The 20,887-nt window shown below is 73.9% G+C and carries 12 protein-coding genes; 5 read left to right on the top strand and 7 right to left on the bottom strand.

Going from position 1 to position 20,887, the window contains the following annotated elements:
• The first annotated feature begins 90 nt into the window (after positions 1-90).
• The gene (locus AB0E98_RS20510) at positions 91-1,278 is read left to right on the top strand and encodes a cytochrome P450 (protein WP_361704462.1); all 1,188 of its coding nucleotides are present in this window, start codon (positions 91-93) and stop codon (positions 1,276-1,278) included.
• A 13-nt stretch (positions 1,279-1,291) separates the two neighbouring features.
• Here the strand turns inward: AB0E98_RS20510 and AB0E98_RS20515 are convergent, their stop codons facing one another.
• The 3 genes from AB0E98_RS20515 to AB0E98_RS20525 form a co-directional block, all read right to left on the bottom strand.
• Positions 1,292-2,239 carry a polysaccharide deacetylase family protein gene (locus AB0E98_RS20515; protein WP_361704465.1) on the bottom strand — a complete coding sequence of 316 codons (948 nt, stop codon included), beginning with the start codon at positions 2,237-2,239 and terminating at the stop codon, positions 1,292-1,294.
• Between the two features lie 181 nt (positions 2,240-2,420).
• On the bottom strand, positions 2,421-3,488 hold the full coding sequence (locus AB0E98_RS20520; RefSeq protein ID WP_361704468.1) for a YncE family protein: 1,068 nt from the start codon (positions 3,486-3,488) through the stop codon (positions 2,421-2,423).
• 88 nt (positions 3,489-3,576) lie between these two features.
• A complete protein-coding gene (locus AB0E98_RS20525) occupies positions 3,577-4,449 on the bottom strand; it encodes a hypothetical protein (protein ID WP_361704470.1) in 873 nt (290 codons plus the stop codon).
• A gap of 315 nt (positions 4,450-4,764) precedes the next feature.
• Between AB0E98_RS20525 and AB0E98_RS20530 the strand changes: the two genes are divergently transcribed.
• Positions 4,765-6,171: an NB-ARC domain-containing protein gene (locus AB0E98_RS20530; RefSeq protein WP_361704472.1), complete on the top strand. Its 1,407-nt coding sequence runs from the start codon at positions 4,765-4,767 to the stop codon at positions 6,169-6,171.
• A 38-nt stretch (positions 6,172-6,209) separates the two neighbouring features.
• Here the strand turns inward: AB0E98_RS20530 and AB0E98_RS20535 are convergent, their stop codons facing one another.
• Positions 6,210-6,965 (bottom strand): SDR family oxidoreductase, encoded by a 756-nt coding sequence (locus tag AB0E98_RS20535; RefSeq protein WP_361704475.1) that lies wholly within the window; start codon positions 6,963-6,965, stop codon positions 6,210-6,212.
• Positions 6,966-7,122: 157 nt separating this feature from the next.
• Here AB0E98_RS20535 and fhuB point away from each other — a divergent pair, with 157 nt between their 5' ends.
• Positions 7,123-9,300 (top strand): Fe(3+)-hydroxamate ABC transporter permease FhuB, encoded by a 2,178-nt coding sequence (gene fhuB, locus AB0E98_RS20540; protein ID WP_361704478.1) that lies wholly within the window; start codon positions 7,123-7,125, stop codon positions 9,298-9,300.
• Positions 9,301-9,448: 148 nt separating this feature from the next.
• Positions 9,449-10,660, top strand: a complete 1,212-nt coding sequence (gene fes / locus AB0E98_RS20545) for an enterochelin esterase (RefSeq protein ID WP_361704481.1) — start codon at positions 9,449-9,451, stop codon at positions 10,658-10,660.
• A gap of 59 nt (positions 10,661-10,719) precedes the next feature.
• On the opposite strand, the gene AB0E98_RS20550 is transcribed toward fes, so the two are convergent.
• From AB0E98_RS20550 to AB0E98_RS20560, 3 genes are read right to left on the bottom strand one after another with little or no spacing between them, the layout of a single operon-like run.
• Complete coding sequence (locus tag AB0E98_RS20550) at positions 10,720-12,126, bottom strand: DHA2 family efflux MFS transporter permease subunit (RefSeq protein WP_361704483.1); 1,407 nt, start codon at positions 12,124-12,126, stop codon at positions 10,720-10,722.
• Entirely contained in the window at positions 12,123-12,326 is a 204-nt protein-coding gene (locus tag AB0E98_RS20555; RefSeq protein ID WP_126917200.1) for an MbtH family protein, read from the bottom strand. The genes AB0E98_RS20550 and AB0E98_RS20555 overlap by 4 nt, the downstream gene beginning before the upstream one ends.
• 4 nt (positions 12,327-12,330) lie before the next feature.
• On the bottom strand, positions 12,331-19,500 hold the full coding sequence (locus tag AB0E98_RS20560) for an amino acid adenylation domain-containing protein (RefSeq protein WP_361704486.1): 7,170 nt from the start codon (positions 19,498-19,500) through the stop codon (positions 12,331-12,333).
• A 155-nt stretch (positions 19,501-19,655) separates the two neighbouring features.
• Between AB0E98_RS20560 and AB0E98_RS20565 the strand changes: the two genes are divergently transcribed.
• Entirely contained in the window at positions 19,656-20,789 is a 1,134-nt protein-coding gene (locus tag AB0E98_RS20565; protein ID WP_361704489.1) for a M20 family metallopeptidase, read from the top strand.
• Positions 20,790-20,887: the final 98 nt, after the last annotated feature.

The following is a 20,887-nucleotide window of genomic DNA, read 5'->3' on the forward strand; positions in this document are numbered from 1 at the left end:
CTCCCCAGTTACTGCTACAGTCGGCGACCGTAAACGGGGAACACACCCCACTTGCTTTCCGGTCGTCTCCGGACGCAGAAGGGACCAGCCATGTCCACACCCGTTCTCATGGATTACTCCGACCCCGGCGCGGACCTCTCCGCCGACCGCAACGCCCTCTACGCGCGGCTGCGCGAGCTGGGCCCGGTCCACCGGATGCGCACCCCCGACGGCAAGGAGTCCTGGCTGATCGTCGGGTACGACGAGGCCCGGGCCGCCCTGGCCGATCCGCGGATGAGCAACGATCTGCGCAACTCCCCCGACTGGACGGGCGACGGCGGTGTCCCGATCGGGACGAACATGCTCCAGACCGACCCGCCGGACCACACCCGGCTGCGCAAACTGGTCGCCAGGGAGTTCACCGCCCACCGCATCGAGGCCCTGCGGCCCCGGATCCAGGAGATCACCGACGGGCTGCTCGACGCCCTGCCCGCCACCGGCCGCGCCGACCTCGTCGAGTCCTTCGCGCTGCCGCTGCCCCTGACCGTCATCTGCGAACTGCTCGGCGTCCCGGTGGCCGACCGCGCGGACTTCCGCGCCTGGTCCAACGAGATGGTCATGCTCACGGACATGGCGGCCGCGGCCGCCGCGGCGCAGGCCATGACGGAGTACCTCCACGGCCTCATCGGACGCAAGCGCCGGTCCCCCGAGGACGACCTGCTCAGCGCCTTGGCGGCGGCCGCCGACGACGGCGACCGCCTCTCCCCCGCCGAACTGCTGGGCATGGCCTTCGTCCTGCTGGTCGCGGGACACGAGACCACCGTCAACCTCATATCGAGCGCCGTCTACAGCCTGCTGAACCATCCGGGGCAGCTCGCCGAGCTGCGGGCCGACTGGTCGCTGCTGGAGGGTGCGATCGAGGAGACGCTGCGTCACCGGTCGCCCGTGGAGCGGGCCTCCTACCGCTTCACCACCGAGCCCGTGGAGATCGGCGGCATCACCCTCCCCGCCCGGGAGCCCGTCATCGTGATCCTCTCCTCGGCCGGCCGGGACGCTAGCCGCTTCCCCGACCCCGACCGCTTCGACATCCACCGTGACGCGCGCGGCCACATGGCCTTCGGCCACGGTCTCCACCACTGCCTGGGCGCCCCGCTCGCCCGGCTGGAGGCGTCCGTCGCCCTCCGGAGCCTCCTGGAGCGCCACCCCCGCCTGGCCTTCGACACCGAGCGCCCGGAGACGCTGCTCTGGCGGCCGAGCCTGGCCCTGCGCGGTCTGGCCGCACTGCCGGTGCGCTACTGAGCCCGGGCGCCCGTCAGCAGTCCAGGGGGTAGGAGACCTTCTCGGTGACCGGGCCGTTGTTGCGGCAGATCCGATAGCCCTGGGCCTGGAGATCGCTCACGATGTCGGGCAGGGCGTCGGGGAAGTTGCTGAACAGGTGGCCGAGGATGACGCCGTTGCGCTTCTCGTCCGGTGTGGCGTCGCGGATGCTCGCGCGGATGTCGTCCACGCTCCGCGCGTGCCCCTGGGTCTTCTCCCAGTCGTGGGTGTCGATGGTCCAGTTGCAGATCCGGAAGCCGAGCTCGGCCGCCATCTCCCGCTCGCGCTCGCCCGCGTCGCCGTACGGCGGCCGCAGCAGATTGCCGCCCACGCCGTTGTGGATCTCGTCGTGCAGCTCGTCGTCGTCCAGGCTGGGCAGATGGCGGTGGGTGTAGGAGTGGTTGCCCACCCAGTGGCCCTGCTGCCGCAGTTGCTGGGTGATCTGCGGGTACTGCGCGGCGAACTTGCCGATCAGGAAGAATGCCGCGCGGATGCCCTGCGCCTTCAGCTGGGCGCCGATGCGCACCGACCGCTCCGGGTCGTTGTAGGGCCAGTCGTCCAGCGTCAGCAGGATCCGCCCGGAGGTGTTGCCGCAGCGCTCGCGGTCGTAGACGCCCTCGGGGGCGGGCGGGGCGGCGGGCCGGTCCCGGTGGCCGCTGTCGCCGTCGCGGGCCACGCCGTCACCGGTGTCGCCGGGGCCGCCCTTGCCCGCCGGGGCGCCCGCCGCGTGGTGGCCGTGGCACCAGGCCGGCAGGTCGCGGCGGCCGCTCTTGGCGCCCGCCGGCAGCGGTACGCAGTCCTCCTGGTCGTCGTCCACGGCGTGCACCGCGAAGGCCGAGCACGTCACCAGCGCGGAGACCGCGGCGGCCGTCTTCAGCGGAGCCCGCCGGCGCCGCCGGTGGCGCCCACGACCACGCCGGAACACCTGACCGTATCCGGACATGCTGACTCCTCACGGATGACGGTCCGCCGGCACGCACGACCCGTCATCTACCCCGGCATCGACACCGGTTCGATGATCTTGACACCAACCCTCGGGCCGGACGGGCACTCCCGCAACCGCGGCGACCGGGACGGTTGGGCCGCCCGGGTGGTGGCCCGGGCGGCCGCGCCGAGCCCGGGCGTCAGCCCCGGGCGGCGGTGATATAGGCCAGGCCATGGGCCCCGGCCTCGCCCGCACGGCCCACCTCAAGGGTCGTGAGCACCTTCGGGGACGTCAGGTCGACCACGGTCACCGTGCTGGACAGGACACCGGAGACATAGCCCGTCCTGCCGTCCGGCGAAGAGGTGACGGTCAGCGGGAACACCCCGGTCTCCACCTGCCCCACGACCTCCAGCGACCCCGGCGCGAAGACGGTCAGCACACCGTTGGCCTGCGCGCCGAGCGCGCCTCCCTCACCCGGGGCCATCCGCAGCTCGCCGGCGAGCACGGCTCCGGTGGCCGTCGTGTGCACCGGGAAGACGACCCCTTCGGTGGGCAGGGTCCGTACGATCGCGCCCGTGGCGGTCTCGATCACGCGGACGCCCGGTCGGGCGGCGGGCTCGGCCTTGAAGTCGCCCTTGGGGGCGGCCACATAGACGTACGCGCCGTCGGGCGAGACGGCCAGGCCCTCGCTGCCGGGCACCTCGATCCGCCCGGCGAACTCGCCGCGCTCCAGGTCGAGCACGGAGACGAAGGGCGCCTCCTTGTTGGTCGTGTAGCCCCGGCGGCCGTCCGGGGTGATCTCGACCCAGTGGGGGCCGCCGGCCATGACCGGGATCCTGCCGCGCCGCTCCCGGGTCGCCGTGTCGTAGACGACGACACCGCCCGGTTCGGTGCCGTTGGCCTCGACGCTGACGTAGAGCAGCCCGCGCGCCCGGTCGAGGGCCAGACCGTGGGGCGCGTGGTCCGGGGTGGTGTCGAGGACGTCGACGACGGCGTGGGTGTCGACGTCGATGACGGTGACCTGCCGGGCCCGGCTCTCGTGCATGCCGTAGTAGCCGCCGGTGTAGGAGGTCGCGCAGTACAGCACCCGGTGGTCCGGGTCGAAGCACAGCTCGTGCGGTTCGGCCGGCACCTCGACGACATCCAGCCGCTCATGGGTGACGGCGTCGAAGAAGGTGACGGTGGGTCCGGTCTGGCTGACGACGGCCAGCTGGTCACGGAAGGCGAAGGAGATGCCGGAAGCGGTGTTTCGCTGAGGGGAGTTCATGCCTCGATCCTCACCCCGGACCGGCCCGTGACTCCAGTGCAAGCTTGTCAACCTAGCATTGCGTCAGACGCAATCGATGTCCCGGGGCTCACAACGCCGCCAGCCACCGGGCGTCCAGGACGCCCTCCGCCACGACGCCCGCCGGGCCGGTGAGGAGCGTGGCGGACGACGCGTCGAGCGCCACCGTCAGCGCTCCCATGACGTTCTCGACGACCGTGGTCTCCCGGCGGCCCGCGGCGTGCTGGACGGCCGCGGCCGCCGCGCACGCGGCGGCGCCGCCCGGGCGGACCTCCCCGGCCCCGGGCCGGTAGGCGCGCACACGCAGGCTGCCGCGCGGCAGCACGTTGACGAAGACCATGTCGGCGGCCGGCACGAGCACGCCGACGGTCTTCGGGAATGCCGCGGTGTCCGGCTGCGGCTCCTTGGTGAAGTCCAGGTAGGACACGGGGTGGTCGATGACGCAGACCAGGTGGAGGGCGCCCAGCGACACGAGCATGCCGGGGAAGGACTCCCCGTCCGCCGTCACGCCCGCCGTGCCGAGGACGCGCGGGGTGGGCATCTCCACGGTCGTACGGCCCTTGGCGTCGACGGTGACGCGCTGGTCCCCCAGCCGGGTGCCGACCCACAGCGCCCCGGGCCCGGCGAGCCCGGCCACCGTCAGATAGCGGGCGGCGAACCCGGCGCCTGGGCCGCAGGCCATGGAATGCGAGCCGTCGGCGTCCCGGCAGTCCACGAACCACTCGCCGCGCGTACGGCCGGACCCTTTGCCGGGCCCCGCGGCCGTCAGGCGCAGCAGACCGTCCCCGCCGAGCCCCGTGCGCGGATGGCACAGCCCCCGGACCGCGCCCTCGGACAGCGCGACCTGGTTGCCGGGGTCGAGGAGGAGCAGGAAGCCGTCGCCGCCGCAGTGGCCCTTCACATAGCGGGGCCCGGGCTCGACGACGGGCCGGTGCGCAGCCATCGACCACCTTCCGGGGGAGGTTCGGGCCCACCGGACCCTGACTGCGGCATCGTGCGGCAGCGGCGGCACCGCCCGCAATGCCTTCCCCGGGCTTCTCCGGCGGACTGCCGGGCGACTGCCGGTGGACCGCCGCCGGACCGCGCGGGACGGGTGGGGGTCGTACGCCGACGGCCCGGCCATAGCGGACGTCGGCGAGCGAAGGGGGCATCTTGACCGCTGAGTCAAGCGTCCTACGCTGGGGTGGGCCGGTGACGAGGAGGCCCACAGGCCGGTCGCGGCCGGCCGTGCGCCGGCGGGGAAAGGGCCCGAGGGGGAATGACGTTGACGGACGGTGCCCAGGGGCTCGCGTTCGGCCCGCTGCTGCGCCGCTACCGGCTCTCGGCGGGCATGACCCAGCAGGAGCTGGCCGGGGCCTCCACGCTGAGCGTGCGCGCCATCGGCGATCTGGAGCGCGGCAGGACGGGCCGCCCCCAGCGGAAGTCCGTGGAGCTCCTGGCGGGGGCACTGGCCCAGGGGGACGAGGCCGTGCGGAGGCTCGTCGAGGCGGCGAGGGCCGCGCGGCTCGCGCCGGAGCACGACGGCGCGCCGGAGGAGCGACCCGGAGACGACACGGCGGCGCACGCCATGCCGGTGGACGGCGGACGGACCCTGGGCATACGCCTCCCCTGCGCGTCGGTATGCGAACTTCCGCCGGACATCGCCGATTTCACGGGCCGTCAGCGCGAACTGCTGGAGACCGAGGGAGCGCTGGCGCCCGAGGGGGTCCGGTGCGGGCAGCGGCTGACGCTGATCGCGGGGCATCCGGGGGCGGGCAAGACGGCGCTGGCGGTGCGCGCCGCGCACCGGCTCCGCTCCCGGTTCCCGGACGGCCAGCTCTTCGTCCAGCTGTCCCCCGCCGGGCACCCGGCCCTCGGCCCGGACGACGTGGTCCGCCACCTCCTGCGCTCCCTGGGCGACCCGGCGGCCGGGGCGGGCCCGGCAGAGGAGGCGGGCGCGCGGCTGCGCGCCGTGCTGGCCCGCAGGCGGGTGCTGATCGTCCTCGACGACGCGGTCTCGGAGGGGCAGGTGCGCTGCGCCTGCCCGGGGGTGGGTGGGTCGGCGGTGCTCGCGACGTGCCGCCGCCGGCTCTCCGCACTGCCGGGCGCGGGGCGCGTCGACGTCGGGGCGTTCGGCCCGGAGGAGTCGCTGGCCTTCCTGGCGCGGATGGCCGGCGAGGAGCGGGTGCGCCGCGAGCGCGCGGAGGCGGCGCTGGTGGCCGAGTTGTGCGGCCGGATCCCGCTCGCCCTGCGCGTGGTGGGCTGCCGGCTGCTGGCGCGGCCGCACTGGACGATGCGGACGCTCGTCGACGAGGTCCTCCACGATCCGCGCACCCGGCTGCGGGAGCTGAGCTCGGGCGACCTCACGGTGCGCGCCGCCGTGGCGGCGGCGTTCGGCGTGCTGGACGAGCAGACGCGGTGGGCCCTGCGCCGGCTGGCGACGACCCGGGCGCAGGGGTTCGGCCTGCGGGGCGCGGCGGCGCTGCTCGGGTGCGGGACCGCGCGGACCCACCGGATCCTCGGCGACCTGCTGGACGGCCATCTGCTGGAGGCCCTCGACGGGCGCCGGGCGGCGGAGCCGTCCTATGTCGTCCCGCCGGTGATACGGCTGTTCGCGCTGGAGGGGGCGGAGGCGGCCGCCACGGGCCCGGGGCCGCTCGCCCGGAGCGGGCCGGTGCGGTCGTAGCCGTCACGGCCGTAGCCGTTCCGGGATGGGTCAGCGGGTCAGCGGGTGGTGTAGCCGCCGTTGATGAAGAGGGTCTGCCCGTTGAGCCACCAGCCGTCGGTGAGCAGGAACTTCACATACGGCACGATGTCCTCGATCTTCGTCAGCTCGCCGTTCATCGCGGAGGACTTGTGGTACGCGATGGAGTCGTCGGTCTCGGCGGGGTAGAAGAACCCGGTGTCCATGGGCCCGGGGGCGATGTTGTTGACCGAGACGTTCCGGCCGAACAGTTCCTTGGACAGGGCGCGGGTGAAGTGCTCGACGGGGGCCTTGCTGCCCGCGTAGACGGAGTAGAGGCCGGTGTAGGCGGCGAGCAGCGAGGTCACGATGGTGACGATCTTCCCGCCGTCCTCGACCCGTTTCGCGGCCTCCTGCATCATGAAGAACGCCGCCTTGGAGTTCACCGCGAACATCTTGTCGTACTCGGCCTCGGTGACCTCGGTCAGCGGCTTCTTGAGGACCATGCCGGCGGTGTTCACCACGCAGTCGACCCTGTCGAAGGCGCCGACGGCCACCTCGAACAGCCCCTCGACCTCGGAGACCTGGGACAGGTCGGCCTCGTGCACGACCGCGTCGCCGCCCGCGGCCCTGACCGCGTCGGCGGTCTGCTGGGCCCCTTCCTTGGAGGACGGGCTGTTGTAGTGGACGACGACCTTGGCTCCGTCCTTGCCGACCTCCCTGGCGATGAGACCGCCGAGGTTCTTCGACGCTCCCCCGATGACGACGACCTTGTCCTTGAGCGTACGACTGGGCATGCGTCTCTCCTCGGAGGGGGCTGACGGCAAAGCATGACCACTTTATGGCGGTACATACCCCTTCGCATGCCGGTCGCACGTCGATCGCATGCCGGTGTCCGAGCGGTACGACCCCGGAGCTTCCGGGCACCGGAGGGCATTAGGCTAGCCTTACCTTATGACTTTGTCGCACGTGGACACCGAGGCGAAACCCGCCGCTGACCAGGCAGTTCCCAGACCGTCCCACGGCCGTCGGAAGCTGCCGGTCATAGCCGCCGGACTGTTGTTCGCCGTCCTCGTGCTCGCCGCCCTCTCCCTGTCCGTCGGCGCGGGCGAGGTCGGCCCGGGCGCCGTCCTGGACTACCTCCTCGGCCGGCACGGCGCGCGCGACAACTCGCGGCTGTCCCTGGTCGTGGGCGATCTGCGGATCCCCCGCACCCTCACCGCGCTCCTCGTGGGCGCCGCCCTCGGCACCTCCGGCAGCCTGCTCCAGGCCGTCACCCGCAACCCCCTCGCCGAGACGGGCCTGCTCGGCGTGAACGCCGGTGCCTCGCTCGGCGTCGTGGCCGGCATCGCCTTCCTCGGGGTGCAGAGCGGCCTCGGCCATCTGCTGTGGGCGTTCGGCGGCGCCATCGTCGCCAGCGCACTGGTCCTGCTCATCGCGGGGCGGCGCGGCGGCGGTTCACCGATGCGACTGGTCCTGGCCGGCTCCGCGCTGGGCGCCACCTTCGGCGGGCTCACCAGCGTCATCGTCGTCAACTCGGCCGAGACCTACGACCGTTTCCGCTTCTGGGTCCTCGGCTCGCTCGCGGGGGTCGAGGGCTTCGGCAAGCTCACCGGACTGCTGCCGGTCCTCGCCGTCGGCTTCGTGATCGCCCTGCTCGTCGCCCGCCCGCTGTCCGCGCTGGCACTCGGCGACGACCTCGCCAAGGGACTGGGCCACCGGCCCTCCACCATCCGGGTGGTCGTCGCGGTCGCCGTCACCCTGCTCACCGCCTCCGCCGTGGCGCTCGTCGGCCCCATCTCCTTCCTCGGCCTGCTGGCCGGCTTCCTCGCCCGCACGCTCGCCGGTCCCCGGCTCACCGCCCAGATCGCCTTCGCCGGGCTCATCGGCGCGGGCGTCCTCACCGGCGCCGACGTCCTGGCCCGGGTGGTCTCCCGGCCCTTCGAGGCACCCGTGTCCGTCATCGTCGCCCTCATCGGCGCCCCCGTCCTCATCGGCATCGTCCGTTCCCGGCGCATGGGGACGATGGGCATGACCGACCCCGCCACGGAGGAGGCCGCGCCGCCCAAGCGGCGATTCGCCCTGCGACAGCGGAAGGAGGAGCGGAGGGAAAGCCTCGTCCTGCGGAGCGGCGCACTGTCCATGCTGCTGCCGCGCCGGGCCGCGCTCGCGGCGCTCGCCCTGGCGGCGTTCCTCGTCGCCGCCGTCGTCCTGTCCGCGTACGCGGGCCAGAGCGAGATGGGCCTGACCCGGACGTTCAATGCCGTCCTCGGCTCGGGCGACCGCTTCGACGTGCTCCTGGTCCAGAAGTTCCGGCTCGGCCGGATCGTCGCCGGGCTCACCGCCGGAGCCGCCCTGGGCCTGGCCGGCTGCCTCACCCAGACCCTCGCCCGCAACCGCCTCGCCACCCCCGAACTCCTGGGCGTCAACGACGGCGCGACGGCGGCCGTCCTCATCTCCACGACCCTCACCGGCACCTTCGGCGCCTGGTGGGCCGGCCCCCTCGGAGCGCTGGTGGCCGTCCTCGTCGTCACCACCGTCTCCGGCGGACTCGGGCAGCGCGGCTACCGCGTCCTGGTCGTGGGCCTGGCCATGTCCGCCCTCGCCTCCGCCGTCACCCAGGTCGTCCTCACCCGCCGCTCGCTGAACTCGGCGAGCTCGCTGTACGTCTGGACCTCCGGCAGCCTCAACGGGCGCGGCTACTCGGTGGCCACCCCCGTCCTCATCGGCCTGGCCGTCCTCGTACCGCTCGCCCTCGTCGTCGCCCGGCAGCTCAACGTGCTGCGCTTCGACGACTCCACGGCGTCGTCCCTGGGCGTCGCCCCGGCCCGGGTGCGGATGTTCTGCCTGCTGCTCGCGGTGGCCCTGGCGGGGCTGGCGGTGGGCATCTGCGGGCCGGTCGGCTTTGTGGCCCTCGCCTCGCCGGTGATCGCTGGGCGGCTGGCGGGGCCGCTGCGGGTGCCGGTGGTGGGGTCGATGCTCACGGGGGCCGTGCTCATCGTTGTCGCCGACACGGTGGGGCGCGTGCTCTTCGACGGGGTCGAGATTCCCGTCGGCATCGTCACGACGGTTCTTGGCGGACCGTTCCTGTTGTGGGTGCTCCTGGGGCGGTCGGCCGCGGCGCGGGTGTAGGACTCCGGGGGCTCCGCCCCCGGACCCCTGGTCCTCAAACGCCGGACGGGCTGAATTCAGCCCGTCCAGGCGGTAAATCCAGCCCCGCCGGCGTTTGAGGCGCGGGGTCTGGGGCGGAGCCCCAGAAAACGGTGAAAGGAAGAGTCACATGGAACTCCAGAGCCCCACCCTGCGCGAGCTGGCCGACGAACCCGGCGCCGTCGACGCCTTCTGGGCGCAAGCCGCAACGCACGGCACCCCCCTCGTCGAACCCGACCCCGAAGGCCACGACGCCTGGCGCCTCGTCACCTTCCTCTGGCGCGACGACCCCACCAGCCCCGCCTCCCACGTCCTCGCCCTGCTCCACACCGTCACGGACAAGGACCGCCACGCCCACGACCTGGCCCCCCATCTCATGGCGAAGGTGCCCGGCACCGACGTGTGGGCGATCAGCCACCGGCTGCGGGCCGATCACCGGGCCTCGTACCAGTTCTCCGTGCACCGCGGCACCCGCGAGGACGCCCTGCGCACCGACCGCCGCAGCTGGCTGCGCGTGCTGGACGAGGCGCTGCCCGATCCGCTCGCCGCGGGGGTCCCGCTCGCGGCCCGCGACGGCCGCAACCCGTCCTCCGTGCTGGCGCTCCCCGACGCGCCGGCCCAGGACTGGGCGGCCGCACGGGAGTCCATACCGCGCGGCAAGCGAATCGACGCCGAGACCGACGGGCGGCGCGTCGGCGTGCACCTCCCCGCCGGGCACACGGCGGACGACGGCCCGTACTCCGTCGCCGTGCTGCTGGACGGCGAGATGTGGGGCCCGGTGCTGGACTTCGGGGCGACGCTCGACAACCTCCACCACGAGGGCCGGATCCCGCCGACCGTGACCCTGATGGTGGAGACCATGGGCCGCGACCGGCGGATGGCCGATCTCAGCTGTAGCGAGGAGTTCGTCGACTGGCTGGCGGACGTGCTGCTGCCTTGGGCGGCGCGGGAGTACGGGTTGACGGGCGACCCGGCCCGTACGGTCGTGGCGGGGCAGAGCGCGGGCGGCCTTACGGCAGCGTTCGCCGCATTCCACAGGCCGGAGCGGTTCGGGAACGCGCTGTCCCAGTCGGGCTCCTTCTGGTGGCCGGACGGGACCGAGTTCGACGGCGGCAGCGAGTGGCTGACCCGGCAGTTCGCGACGCACGAGAAGCTGCCCGTCCGCTTCCATCTGGAGGTGGGCCTCCAGGAGTGGATGCTCCTGCCGCAGAACCGCCACCTGCGCAACGTGCTCGAAGCACGCGGCTACGACGTGGCCTACCGCGAGTTCAACGGCGGCCACGACTACGCCTGCTGGCGCGGCGGTCTCGCCGACGGGCTCGTGGGACTGCTGGGACGGTGAAGGAAGCGCGAGAAAGCCCCCACACGCTTGGCGTGTGGGGGCTTTCCTCGGTGTCGGGGTCAGGCAGCCGCCGCCTGCGGCTCGTCGTCGAAGGACGGCGGCGCCGGCGCCTCCCTGGGCATCCGGAACGCGCACAGCGTGCCGAGGGCGACGAGGCCCGCGGTGACCGCGATCGCGGCCCGGTACGGGGCCGGGTCCGTGTCGTGCGTACCGGAGCCGCCCCAGGCGGAGATCACCGCGGCGACGGCCGCGATGCCGAGCGCGCCGCCGAGCGTGCGCACGATGGTGAACAGGCCCATGGCCTGGCCCATGGCCGGGGGCGGTACGTCCGCGAACCCGGCGATCTGCACGGTGAGCACGGCCGTCCCGAGCACCAGGCCCACGCAGAACATCAGCGCCCGCACGGCCCACGTGTTCTCGGCCACGCCCGGCACGGCCAGCGCGCCGAAGACCGCCGTCGCCAGCACCAGGGCGGGCACGGCGAGCCACCGGGGCCCGAGCCGGGGCATCAGCCGGTCGGCCACCTGGGAGGCCAGCATCAGCCCGAGCGCCTCCGGGAAGACGCTCAGCCCGGCGTCCAGGGCCGAGGCGCCCAGCGCCGCCTGGTAGAGCAGCGGGAACGCGAAGAGCACGCCCATCAGCCCGGCCGAGGTGACCAGTGCGAGGACCGTGGCGGACGCGAACACCTTGTCGGCGAGCAGCCGCAGTTCCAGCAGGGGCGTGCGCGCCCTCAGCAGATGGACGCACCCCGCTGCCAGCAGCACGAGCCCGAGCACGCCGGAGACCAGGACGGGGGGCGTGGTCCAGCCGTGCGTGGGGCCGAAGCCCAGCGCGTAGGTGAGCAGGCCCAGCGCGGGGGTCGCCAGCAGGAAGCCCGTCAGGTCGAAGCCCTCGGTGCCCTCCGTGTGCTCCGACAGTCCCAGCACGCCGACGATCACGGCGGCCGCGCCGATCGGCACGTTCACGAAGAACAGCCAGTGCCAGGACAGGTGCTCGGTCAGGAAGCCGCCCAGCGGCGGGCCGAGCGCCGGCATCAGCGCGGTCGGCACGATGAGCACCTTGGACAGCTTCATCCGCTCGTGCGGCGGGAAGGCCCGGAAGAGCAGGGTCATGCCGACGGGCGTCAGCAGCCCGCCCGCGATGCCCTGGACCACGCGCGCCAGGACCAGGGTCGGGAGGTCCTGGGCCAGGCCGCAGACGGCGGAGGCCGCCGTGAAGACGGCCAGCGCGCCGAGGAAGACCCTCTTGGTGCCGAGGCGGTCGCCGAGCCAGCCCGCGACGGGCAGGGCGACGGCGAGCGCGACGAGGAAGGCCACCTCGACGGTGTTGGCGGCCGACACCGGTTCGCCGAAGTCCCGGGCGATGGTGAGCAGCGCCGGGTTGACGATGGTGGAGTCGAGCCCGTTCATGCACATCGCCGCCGTGTAGACGACCACGACGGCGATGCGCGGAGGGAGCCCCCTCACCGGGCGGAGACCGGGGTCAGGTCGGTCCAGTGCTCGGTGATCCAGTCGGTGGCCGACTGCCGGGCGCAGGGCCCGTGGACGGTCGTCCAGCCCTCGGGCACTGCGGCGAAGCCCGGCCAGAGGCTGTGCTGCCCCTCGGCGTTGACGAGGACGAGAAACTCCCCGTCGCCGTCGAAGGGGTTGGCGGGTGCGTCGCTCATGGGGTCAGTTCTCCAGTTTCCGCAGTCGGTCGGCGATGACGCTCGCGATGTGCGCGATCGGTTCGGGCAGGGTCATGTCCTTGTGCGAGCAGGCGACGTTCGTGTTGTCGATCCGCCCGGTCGCATAGGGGGTCCAGGTGTCGGGGGTGAGGGTGTCGTCGATGGTGTCGACGGTGGCCCGGAAGAAGAGCACGTCGCCCTTGAAGACGCGGTGGTCGAAGGCGCGCACCAGGTGGTTGGTGTTGAGGTAGGTGCGGTTGAGGGCGTCGAAGGTGGTGTCGTCGAGGCCGGCCAGCGGGGAGCCCTCGCGGCGCAGCACCTCGATGACGTTCTCCAGTTCCAGCGGCTTGCCCTCCAGGCTGTCCGGGCCGTGGCCGCCCATGGTCAGCAGCGCCTCCAGGGCCTCGGCCTGGTCGGGCACGGGCAGCTCGCGGAAGCCCTCGGCGGGGTAGGCGTCGAGGATGGCGAGGAGCTCGACCTCCGCGCCGAGGTCCTGGAGCCGGGTGGCCATGGCCTGGGCGATGATGCCGCCGGTGGACCAGCCCATCAGGCGGTACGGGCCGTCGGGCCGGACCTCGCGGAGCCGGTCGACGTAGTGGGCGGCGAGCTCCTCCAGGGTGGCGGGCAGCGGCAGGGCGGCCGTGGCCGGGCCGACGCCCTGGGCCTGGAGGCCGTAGATCGGCACGTCGGCGGGCAGGTGGCGGATGAGTCCGGCGTAGCACCAGCTCAGTCCGCCGGCGGGGTGGACGCAATAGAGCGGCGCCTTGTCCCCGTCCTTCGCGGGGCGCAGGGGCAGCAGGACGTCCAGGGCGTCGGTGGCCTCGGCGTCCAGGGCGGCGGCCAGCGCGGCCGGGGTGGGGGCCTGGAAGACGGTGCCGATGCCGGTGTCCGTGCCGAGGGCCTCCTTGACCCGTCCGGCGAGGCGCACGGCGAGCAGTGAATGGCCGCCCAGGTCGAAGAAGTTGTCGTCCACGCCGACCCGGGGCAGGCCCAGGACGTCGGCGAAGATCGCGCAGAGCTGTTCCTCGCGGGGGCCGCGCGGGGCGCGTCCCTCGGTGACGGCGGCGGCGAGGTCGGGGGCGGGGAGGGCCTTGCGGTCGAGCTTGCCGTTGGCGGTGAGCGGCAGCCGGTCCAGCAGGACGACGGCCGAGGGGACCATGTGGCCGGGGAGTTCGCCCCGGGTGTGCTCGCGCAGCAGGGCCGGGGTGGTGTCGCCGGCGGGGACGGCGTAGGCGACGAGGCGCTTGTCGCCGGGGGTGTCCTCGCGGACGACGACGGCCGCGTCGGCGACGTCGGGGTGGTCGGCGAGGACGGCCTCGATCTCGCCGAGCTCGATGCGGAAGCCGCGGATCTTCACCTGGTGGTCGGCGCGCCCGAAGTACTCGAGGGTGCCGTCGGGGCGGCGGCGGGCGAGGTCGCCGGAGCGGTACATCCGGCTGCCGGACTCGCCGAAGAGATGGGCGAAGGGGTCGGCGACGAATCGTTCCGCCGTGAGGGCGTGCCGGCCGAGGTAGCCACGGGCCAGGCCCTCGCCCGCGACGTACATCTCGCCGGTGACGCCGGGCGGCACGGGCTGGAGGTACCGGTCGAGGACGTAGACGCGCAGGTCGGGGATGTTGACGCCGATGGTGCTGGAGGTGCCGGCGGCGGCGCCCGCCCGGTCGAGGGCGATGTACGAGACATGAACCGTGGTCTCGGTGATGCCGTACATGTTGACCAGCGTCGGCGCGTCATCGGCATGGCGCTGGTACCAGTCGTCGAGGCGACCCAGCTCCAGGGCCTCGCCGCCGAAGACGACGTAGCGCAGGGCGAGTTCGCGGCCCGGGTTCTCCTTGTCGGCGGCCATGAGCTGGTAGAAGGCGGACGGCGTCTGGTTGAGGACGGTCACGCCCTCGTCGTCCAGCAGGCCGAGGAAGGCGGCCGGGTCGCGGCTGACGAGGTGGGGGACGACGACGAGCCGGCCGCCGTGCAGCAGCGCGCCCCACATCTCCCACACCGAGAAGTCGAAGGCGTAGGAGTGGAAGAGGGTCCACACGTCGTTCTCGTCGAAGCCGAACCAGTGGTCGGTGGCGGAGAACAGCCGGGTGACGTTGTGGTGGGTGACGGGAACGCCCTTGGGGCGGCCGGTGGAACCCGAGGTGTAGATGACGTAGGCGACGTCGCCGGGGCGCTGGGCCCGGGTGCGGTCGGCGTCGGTGAGGTCGGTGGGCGCGTACGCGTCGGCGTCGGTGCCGTCGACGAGGACGACCGGCAGGTCGTGCGCCGGGATCCGGGTGGCGGTCGCGGTGTCGGTGACGACGGCGGCCGGGGCGGCGTCGGCGAGCATGTAGGCGAGCCGGTCGGCCGGGTAGTCCGGGTCCATGGGGAGGTAGGCGGCGCCGCACTTGGCGACGGCCAGCAGGCCGGTGACGAGTTCGAGCGAGCGCGGCAGGGCGAGGGCGACGATGGCGCCGGGGCCGATGCCGCGCCCGGCGAGCAGCCGGGCCAGGCGGTTGGCGCGGGCGGACAGTTCGGCGTAGGTGAGGGACGCGTCGTCGCAGGTGACGGCGGTGCGGCCGGGGTGGCGGCGGGCGGCGTCCTCGTACAGCTCGACGAGGGTCCGACGCGCGGGGGCGGTGGGCGCGTCCGGGGCGGCGTTCCACTCGACGAGGGAGCGGCGCAGCTCCGCCTCGTCGAGGAGCGGGAGCCGGCCGACGGGGGTGTCGGGGTCGGTCGCGACGACGGTGAGCAGCCGGGTGAGGTGGGCGGAGAGGCGTTCGGCGGTGGTGGTGTCGAAGAGGTCGGTGCGGAACTCCAGGAAGCCGGATATGCCGCCGCCGGGTCGCTCGCCGGCGTTGAGGGTGAGGTCGAACTTCGCGGTGCCGGTGGGCATGGCGGTCATCCGCGCGGCGAGGTCCGGTCCCATGGCGAACGCGGCGTCGGGCATCGACTGCCAGGCGAGCATCACCTGGAAGAGGGGGTGCCGGGCCAGCGAGCGGGGCGGGTTGAGCTCCTCGACGAGCCGGTCGAAGGGCACGTCGGCGTGCTCGTACGCGGCCAGGGTCGTGGTGCGGACGCGCTCCAGGAGGGTGCGGAAGGTGGGGTCGCCGGAAGTGTCGGTCCGCAGGACGAGGGTGTTGACGAAGAAGCCGACGAGGTCGGCGGTGGTGTCGTCGTCACGCCCCGCGACGGGGGTGCCCAGCGGGATGTCGGTGCCGCAGCCGTAACGGGTGAGGAGGGTGGCGAGGGCTGCCTGGACGGCCATGAAGACGCTCGTGCCACTCGCGCGGGTGAGCGCCGCGAGGGCGGCGTGGGCGTCGGGGCCGAGCTCGAAGGGGACGGTGTCGCCCGCGGTGGAGGCGATGGCGGGGCGCGGTCTGTCGGTGGGGAGTTCGAGCTGGTCGGGCAGGCCGGCGAGGGCCGCCTTCCAGTGGTCGAGCATGCGGACGGCGGCCGGGGTGGGCGCGTCGGCGGTGCCGAGGAGGCGCTCCTGCCAGGCCGTGTGGTCGGTGTACTGGACGGTCAGGGGGGCCGCGCCGGGTGCCCGGCCGGCGGCGCGGGCGGTGTAGGCGGCGGCGAGGTCGCGGGCGAGGGGCGTGGTGGAGGCGCCGTCGCCGGCGATGTGGTGGAGCAGGAGCAGGAGGGTGTGCCGGTCGCCGCCGTCCGGGAAGAGCGTGACGCGCAGCGGGAGTTCCGTGGCCAGGTCGAAGGAGTGGCGCACGGCCTCGGTGAGGTCGGCGTCGAGCGGGGCGACGCGCAGCTCGGGGCGGGCCTGTTCGGGGGTGAGGATCAGCTGGTGGGGCTCGTTGTCGAGAGCCGGGTAGACCGTGCGCAGCGTCTCGTGGCGCTCGGCGAGGTCGGCGAGGGCGAGGCGCAGCGCGTCCTGGTCGACGGGGCCGGTGAGGGTGAGCAGCAGCGGGATGTTGTAGGTGGGGCTGGGGCCTTCGAGGCGGTACATGAACCACAGCCGCTTCTGGGCCGGGGAGAGCGGCATCCGGTCGGTGCGCGGTACGGGCACGAGCACGGGCCGGTCGAGGTCGGTGTCCCGGTCGCGGACGAGGGCGGCGAGGGCGGCGGGGGTGCGGTTGCGGAAGACGTCGGCGAGGCCGATGGCGTCGTCGCCGAGGGCGTCGCGGACGCGGGCGGCGATCCGGCCGGCGAGCAGCGAGTGGCCGCCGAGGGCGAAGAAGTCGGCGTCGGGGGAAGGTGCCTCGGGCAGGCCCAGGACGTCCTGGAAGAGACCGCGGACGATCTCCTCCTGGGGGGTGCGGGGGGCGCGGTGCCCGGTGCCGGTGGGTTCGGGGTCGGGCAGGGCCTTGACGTCGAGCTTGTCGTTGGCGGTGCGGGGCAGGGCGTCCAGGATCAGGATCGCGGCGGGCACCATGTGGTCGGGCAGCCGCTCGGCGAGGTGGGCGCGGAGCTCCTCGGGGTCGGGCGCGGCGCCCTCGGCGGGTACGGCGTAGCCGAGGAGGCGCTTGCCGGTGGCGGTGTCGCGGGCGATGACGGCGGCCCGGTCGACGGCCGGGTGGCCGGCCAGGACGTTCTGGATCTCGCCGAGTTCGATGCGGAAGCCGCGGATCTTGATCTGGCCGTCGGCGCGGCCGAGGAATTCCAGGGTGCCGCCGGGGCGGCGGCGCACGAGGTCGCCGGTGCGGTACATCCGGGCGCCGGGCTCGCCGTGGAGGGCGCCGAAGGGGTCGGCGGTGAAGCGTTCGGCGGTGAGGTCGGGGCGGCCCAGGTAACCGGCGGCGAGGCAGGCGCCGGCGAGGTACAGCTCGCCGGTGACGCCGACGGGGGCCGGGCGCAGGGAGTTGTCGAGGACGTACGCGCGTGAGCCGCGCACGGGACGGCCGACGGGGGTGCCGTCGCCGTCGGCCAGCCAGTAGTAGGCGTCGACGGTGGTCTCGGTGGGGCCGTAGAGGTTGATGGGGCTCAGGCCCTCGGTGGCGGCCAGGCGGCGCCACAGGGGTTCGGGCACGGTCTCGCCGCCGACGACGACGAGGGCGGGGTGGTGCCGGCCTTCGTCCAGCAGGCCCTCGGCGACGAGCGCTTCGACGTAGGAGGGGGTGGCGTCGAGGTAGTCGACGCGGTGTTCGTCGACGTAGGCGGTGAGGGTGGCCGGGTCGCGGTAGGCGGCGTCGTCCAGGAGGTGCAGCTCGTGGCCGTGGACCATCCAGATGACCGGGTCCCAGGAGGCGTCGAAGGCGAAGGAGGCGCTGTGCGCGATCCGCAGCCGGTCCCGTCCGGTGCGCTCCAGGGCGGGGGCGATGTGGTCGGTGCCGTGCCCGGAGTGGAGGTTGGCGAGGGAGGCGTGGGTGACGAGGACGCCCTTGGGGCGGCCGGTGGAGCCCGAGGTGTGGATGACGTAGGCGGGCTGGCTCAGGGCGGGGGCGACGGGGGCAGTGGCGGGCCGGGCGGCGATCCGGGCGCGGGTGGCCTCGTCGTCGAGGAGGAGGACGGGCACGGTGTGCTCGGGCAGGCCGCGTACGGCGTCGGTGGTGCCGACGAGGCAGCCGGGGCGGGTGTCGTCGAGGACGGCGGTGAGGCGCTGGGCGGGGTGGCCGAGGTCGAGGGGCTGGCAGACGCCGCCCGCCTTGAGGACGGCGAACAGGGCGACGACGGTGTCGGCGCTGCGGGGCAGGGCCAGGGCCACGGCGGTGCCGGGGCGGACGCCCGCGGCCAGCAGCTCGTGGGCCAGGCGGTCGGCGGCCGCGTCGAGTTCGGCGAAGGTGAGGGCGGTGGCGCCGCTGCGGACGGCGACGGCCTCGGGGGTGCGGGCGGCCTGCGCGGCGAACAACTCGGGCAGGGTGCGGTCCACGGGGGCCTCGGTGCGGCCGGCGGTGGCCCGGTGGATCTCCTCGGCGTCGAGGAGGTCGATGGTGCCGACGGGGCGCTGGGCGTCGTCGAGCAGCAGGTCGGTGAGGGCGTCGAGGTAGCGGAGCAGTCCGTGCCCGTGGATGGCGAGGGAGCCGGCGTCGTGGCGGGCGGGGTTGGCGTCCAGGCCGAGGCGCAGGATGCCGTCGGGGCCCGGTGTGACGCCGATGGCCAGGTCGTCGACGGGGCCCGCGGCGAGGTTGCGCACGACGCCGGGCAGGCCGGCGAAGTCCAGGTCCTCGTTCTCGAAGGGCTTGATGTTGACCATCGCCCCGAACAGCGGCTGCTGCGGCGAGGTGAGCCCGAGGGCGCGGCGCAGGTCCTCCTGGCGGTAGCGCTGGTGGCGGTTGGCGGCCCGCATCTCCATGACGACACGGCGGAGGAATCCGGCGCCGGTGTCCTGGGGCCGGACGGTGACGCGCAGCGGCATGACGTTGACCATCATGGCGGGCGTGCGCAGGGCGGCCTTGTTGGTGCGGCTCTTCAGCGGCAGGCCGAGCACGATGTCCTCGGCGCCGGTGACGCGGTGCAGATAGCCGGCGGTGGCGGCGACGAGCAGTTCGGCCCAGGTGGCCTTCACCATGCCGGCGGCGGTCGTCAGCCGGGCGAGGGAGCCGGCGGGGAGTTCGGCGGTGTGGCGCAGGACGGTCCCGGCGGGGGCGGCGGGGCGGTCGGAGAGCGAGACGGGCTCGGGCCGGTCGGCGAGGCGCTCGCGCCAGTGGGCGCGGTCGGTGGCGTGGCGTTCGCTCGCCAGGTAGGCGGCCTCGTCGGCGACGAGTTCGCCGATGGTGCCGAACGGGTTGGGTGCGGGCTCGGCGTCGGTGGCCAGCGCCGTGTAGACCTCGGCGAGGCGGCGCCCGATGAGGGTCAGGGCGTAGGCGTCGACGGCGAAGTGGTGGACGCGCTGGTACCACCAGTAGCGCTCGTCGGCGAGGCGGATGAGGGCGTGGGTGACGAGGGGGCCCTCGGTGAGGTCGACGGGGCGGGCGAGGTCGGCGGCGGTCCAGGCCGCCGCCTCGGCCTCGGGGTCGGCGGCGGTGCGCAGGTCGAGCCGGTGGAGGGCGGGCGCGGGGGCGCCGATGCGCTGGGCGGGGGTGGTGCCGTCACCGGCGGTGGCCAGCAGGGCGAGGGTCTCGGCCTCGGCGGTGGTCCGCTTCAGGGCGCGCTCGAACAGCTCCTCGTCCAGGGGTCCGGCGATCTCCACCCGGTCGCCGGTGTTGTGGACCGGGTTCGCGGGGTCGAGAGCCTGGGCGTAGAGGATTCCTGACTGCGCGGCGAGGAGCGGCAGTTCGGCGGAGTTCTCGTCCTGGTGGTGACGCATCGCGTGGGGACTCCCGGTTTCTGGCGAACGTTCCTGGTCGCACCGGTAACCCCCGGTGCGTCAGCTTAGGTAAGCCTAAGCTATTTTCTGATCGCTTGTGAGCGTGGGTCCGGCTGTTCCGGACGCCGCGCGGAGACGACGACGATGGAGCGGACATGACCGTGGCCGAGGGCCTCAAATCAGCCATACGCGAGCGCGTTCTGGATCGCCGCGAGGGGCTTCTGGCGCTCAGCCGGCGCATTCACGCGCACCCCGAGACGGCCTTCACCGAGCACCAGGCGGCCGCGTGGTGCGCGGAGGCGCTGCGGGAGTACGGCTTCGCCGTCACCGCCCCCGCCCATGGCCTGGACACGGCGTTCACGGCGACCGCCGGCTCCGGCCCGGTCACCGTGGCCATCGCCTGCGAGTACGACGCCCTGCCCGGCCTCGGGCACGCCTGCGGCCACAATCTGATCGCGGCGGCGGGCGTCGGCGCGGCGCTCGGCCTGGCCCCCTTCGCGGACGAACTGGGACTGACCGTGCGGGTGCTGGGCACCCCGGCCGAGGAGCGCGGCGCGGGCAAGGCGCTGCTGCTGGAGGCGGGGGCCTTCGAGGGGGTGGACGCCGCGATGATGGTCCACCCCTGCCCGTTCGAGGTGGCCGAGTTCCGCTCGTTCGCGCTGGGCACGCTCTCGGTCGAGTACCGGGGGAAGGCCGCCCACCCCAGCCTCGACGCCCACGAAGGCCGCAACGCCGCCGACGCCCTGACGGTGGCGCAGGTCGCGCTGGGGCTGCTGCGCCAGCATTTGCCGCCGCAGTGGAAGGTGCACGGGGTGACCACGGGGGCGGGTACGGCGCCCAATCTGATCCCCGACCGGGCGACCGCCGAGTACGAGATCCGCAGCCAGGACGCCGAGGACCTGCGAGAGCTGCGCGAGCGTGTGGAGGCGTGCTTCCGCGCCGGGGCGTTGGCCACCGGCTGCGAGGTGTCGCTGACCCGTCCCGAACCGGATTACCTGGACTTCCGCACCGACCCCGGCCTGATCGCCCTGTGGACGGCCAACGCCCGGGCGCTGGGGCGGCCCGAGCCGCAGCGGAAGGACGCGTTCGCCTGCACGGACATGGGCAACGTCTCGCACGTGGTCCCGTCGATCCATCCGGTGCTGGACATCACGGGCGGCTCGTGCGGCCCGCACGAGCCGGAGTTCGCCGAGGCGGCGGTTTCGCCGGAGGCGGAGCGGGCGATCCTCGACGGGGCCATCGGAATGGCGTGGACGGCGGCGGACTTCGCGGCGGCGCGCCGCACGTAGCGGGGGGGGGGGGGGGGCCGGCGGCCGGCCCGCCCCGGGGGGCGCCGCGGCCCCGCCCTCGGAGTGGCCGAGGCGGGTGGCGCCGGCACGCAGCGGTG

Origin of the sequence: Streptomyces sp. NPDC037389 (assembly GCF_040636475.1) — a bacterium.
GTDB classification, from domain to species: domain Bacteria; phylum Actinomycetota; class Actinomycetes; order Streptomycetales; family Streptomycetaceae; genus Streptomyces; species Streptomyces hesseae.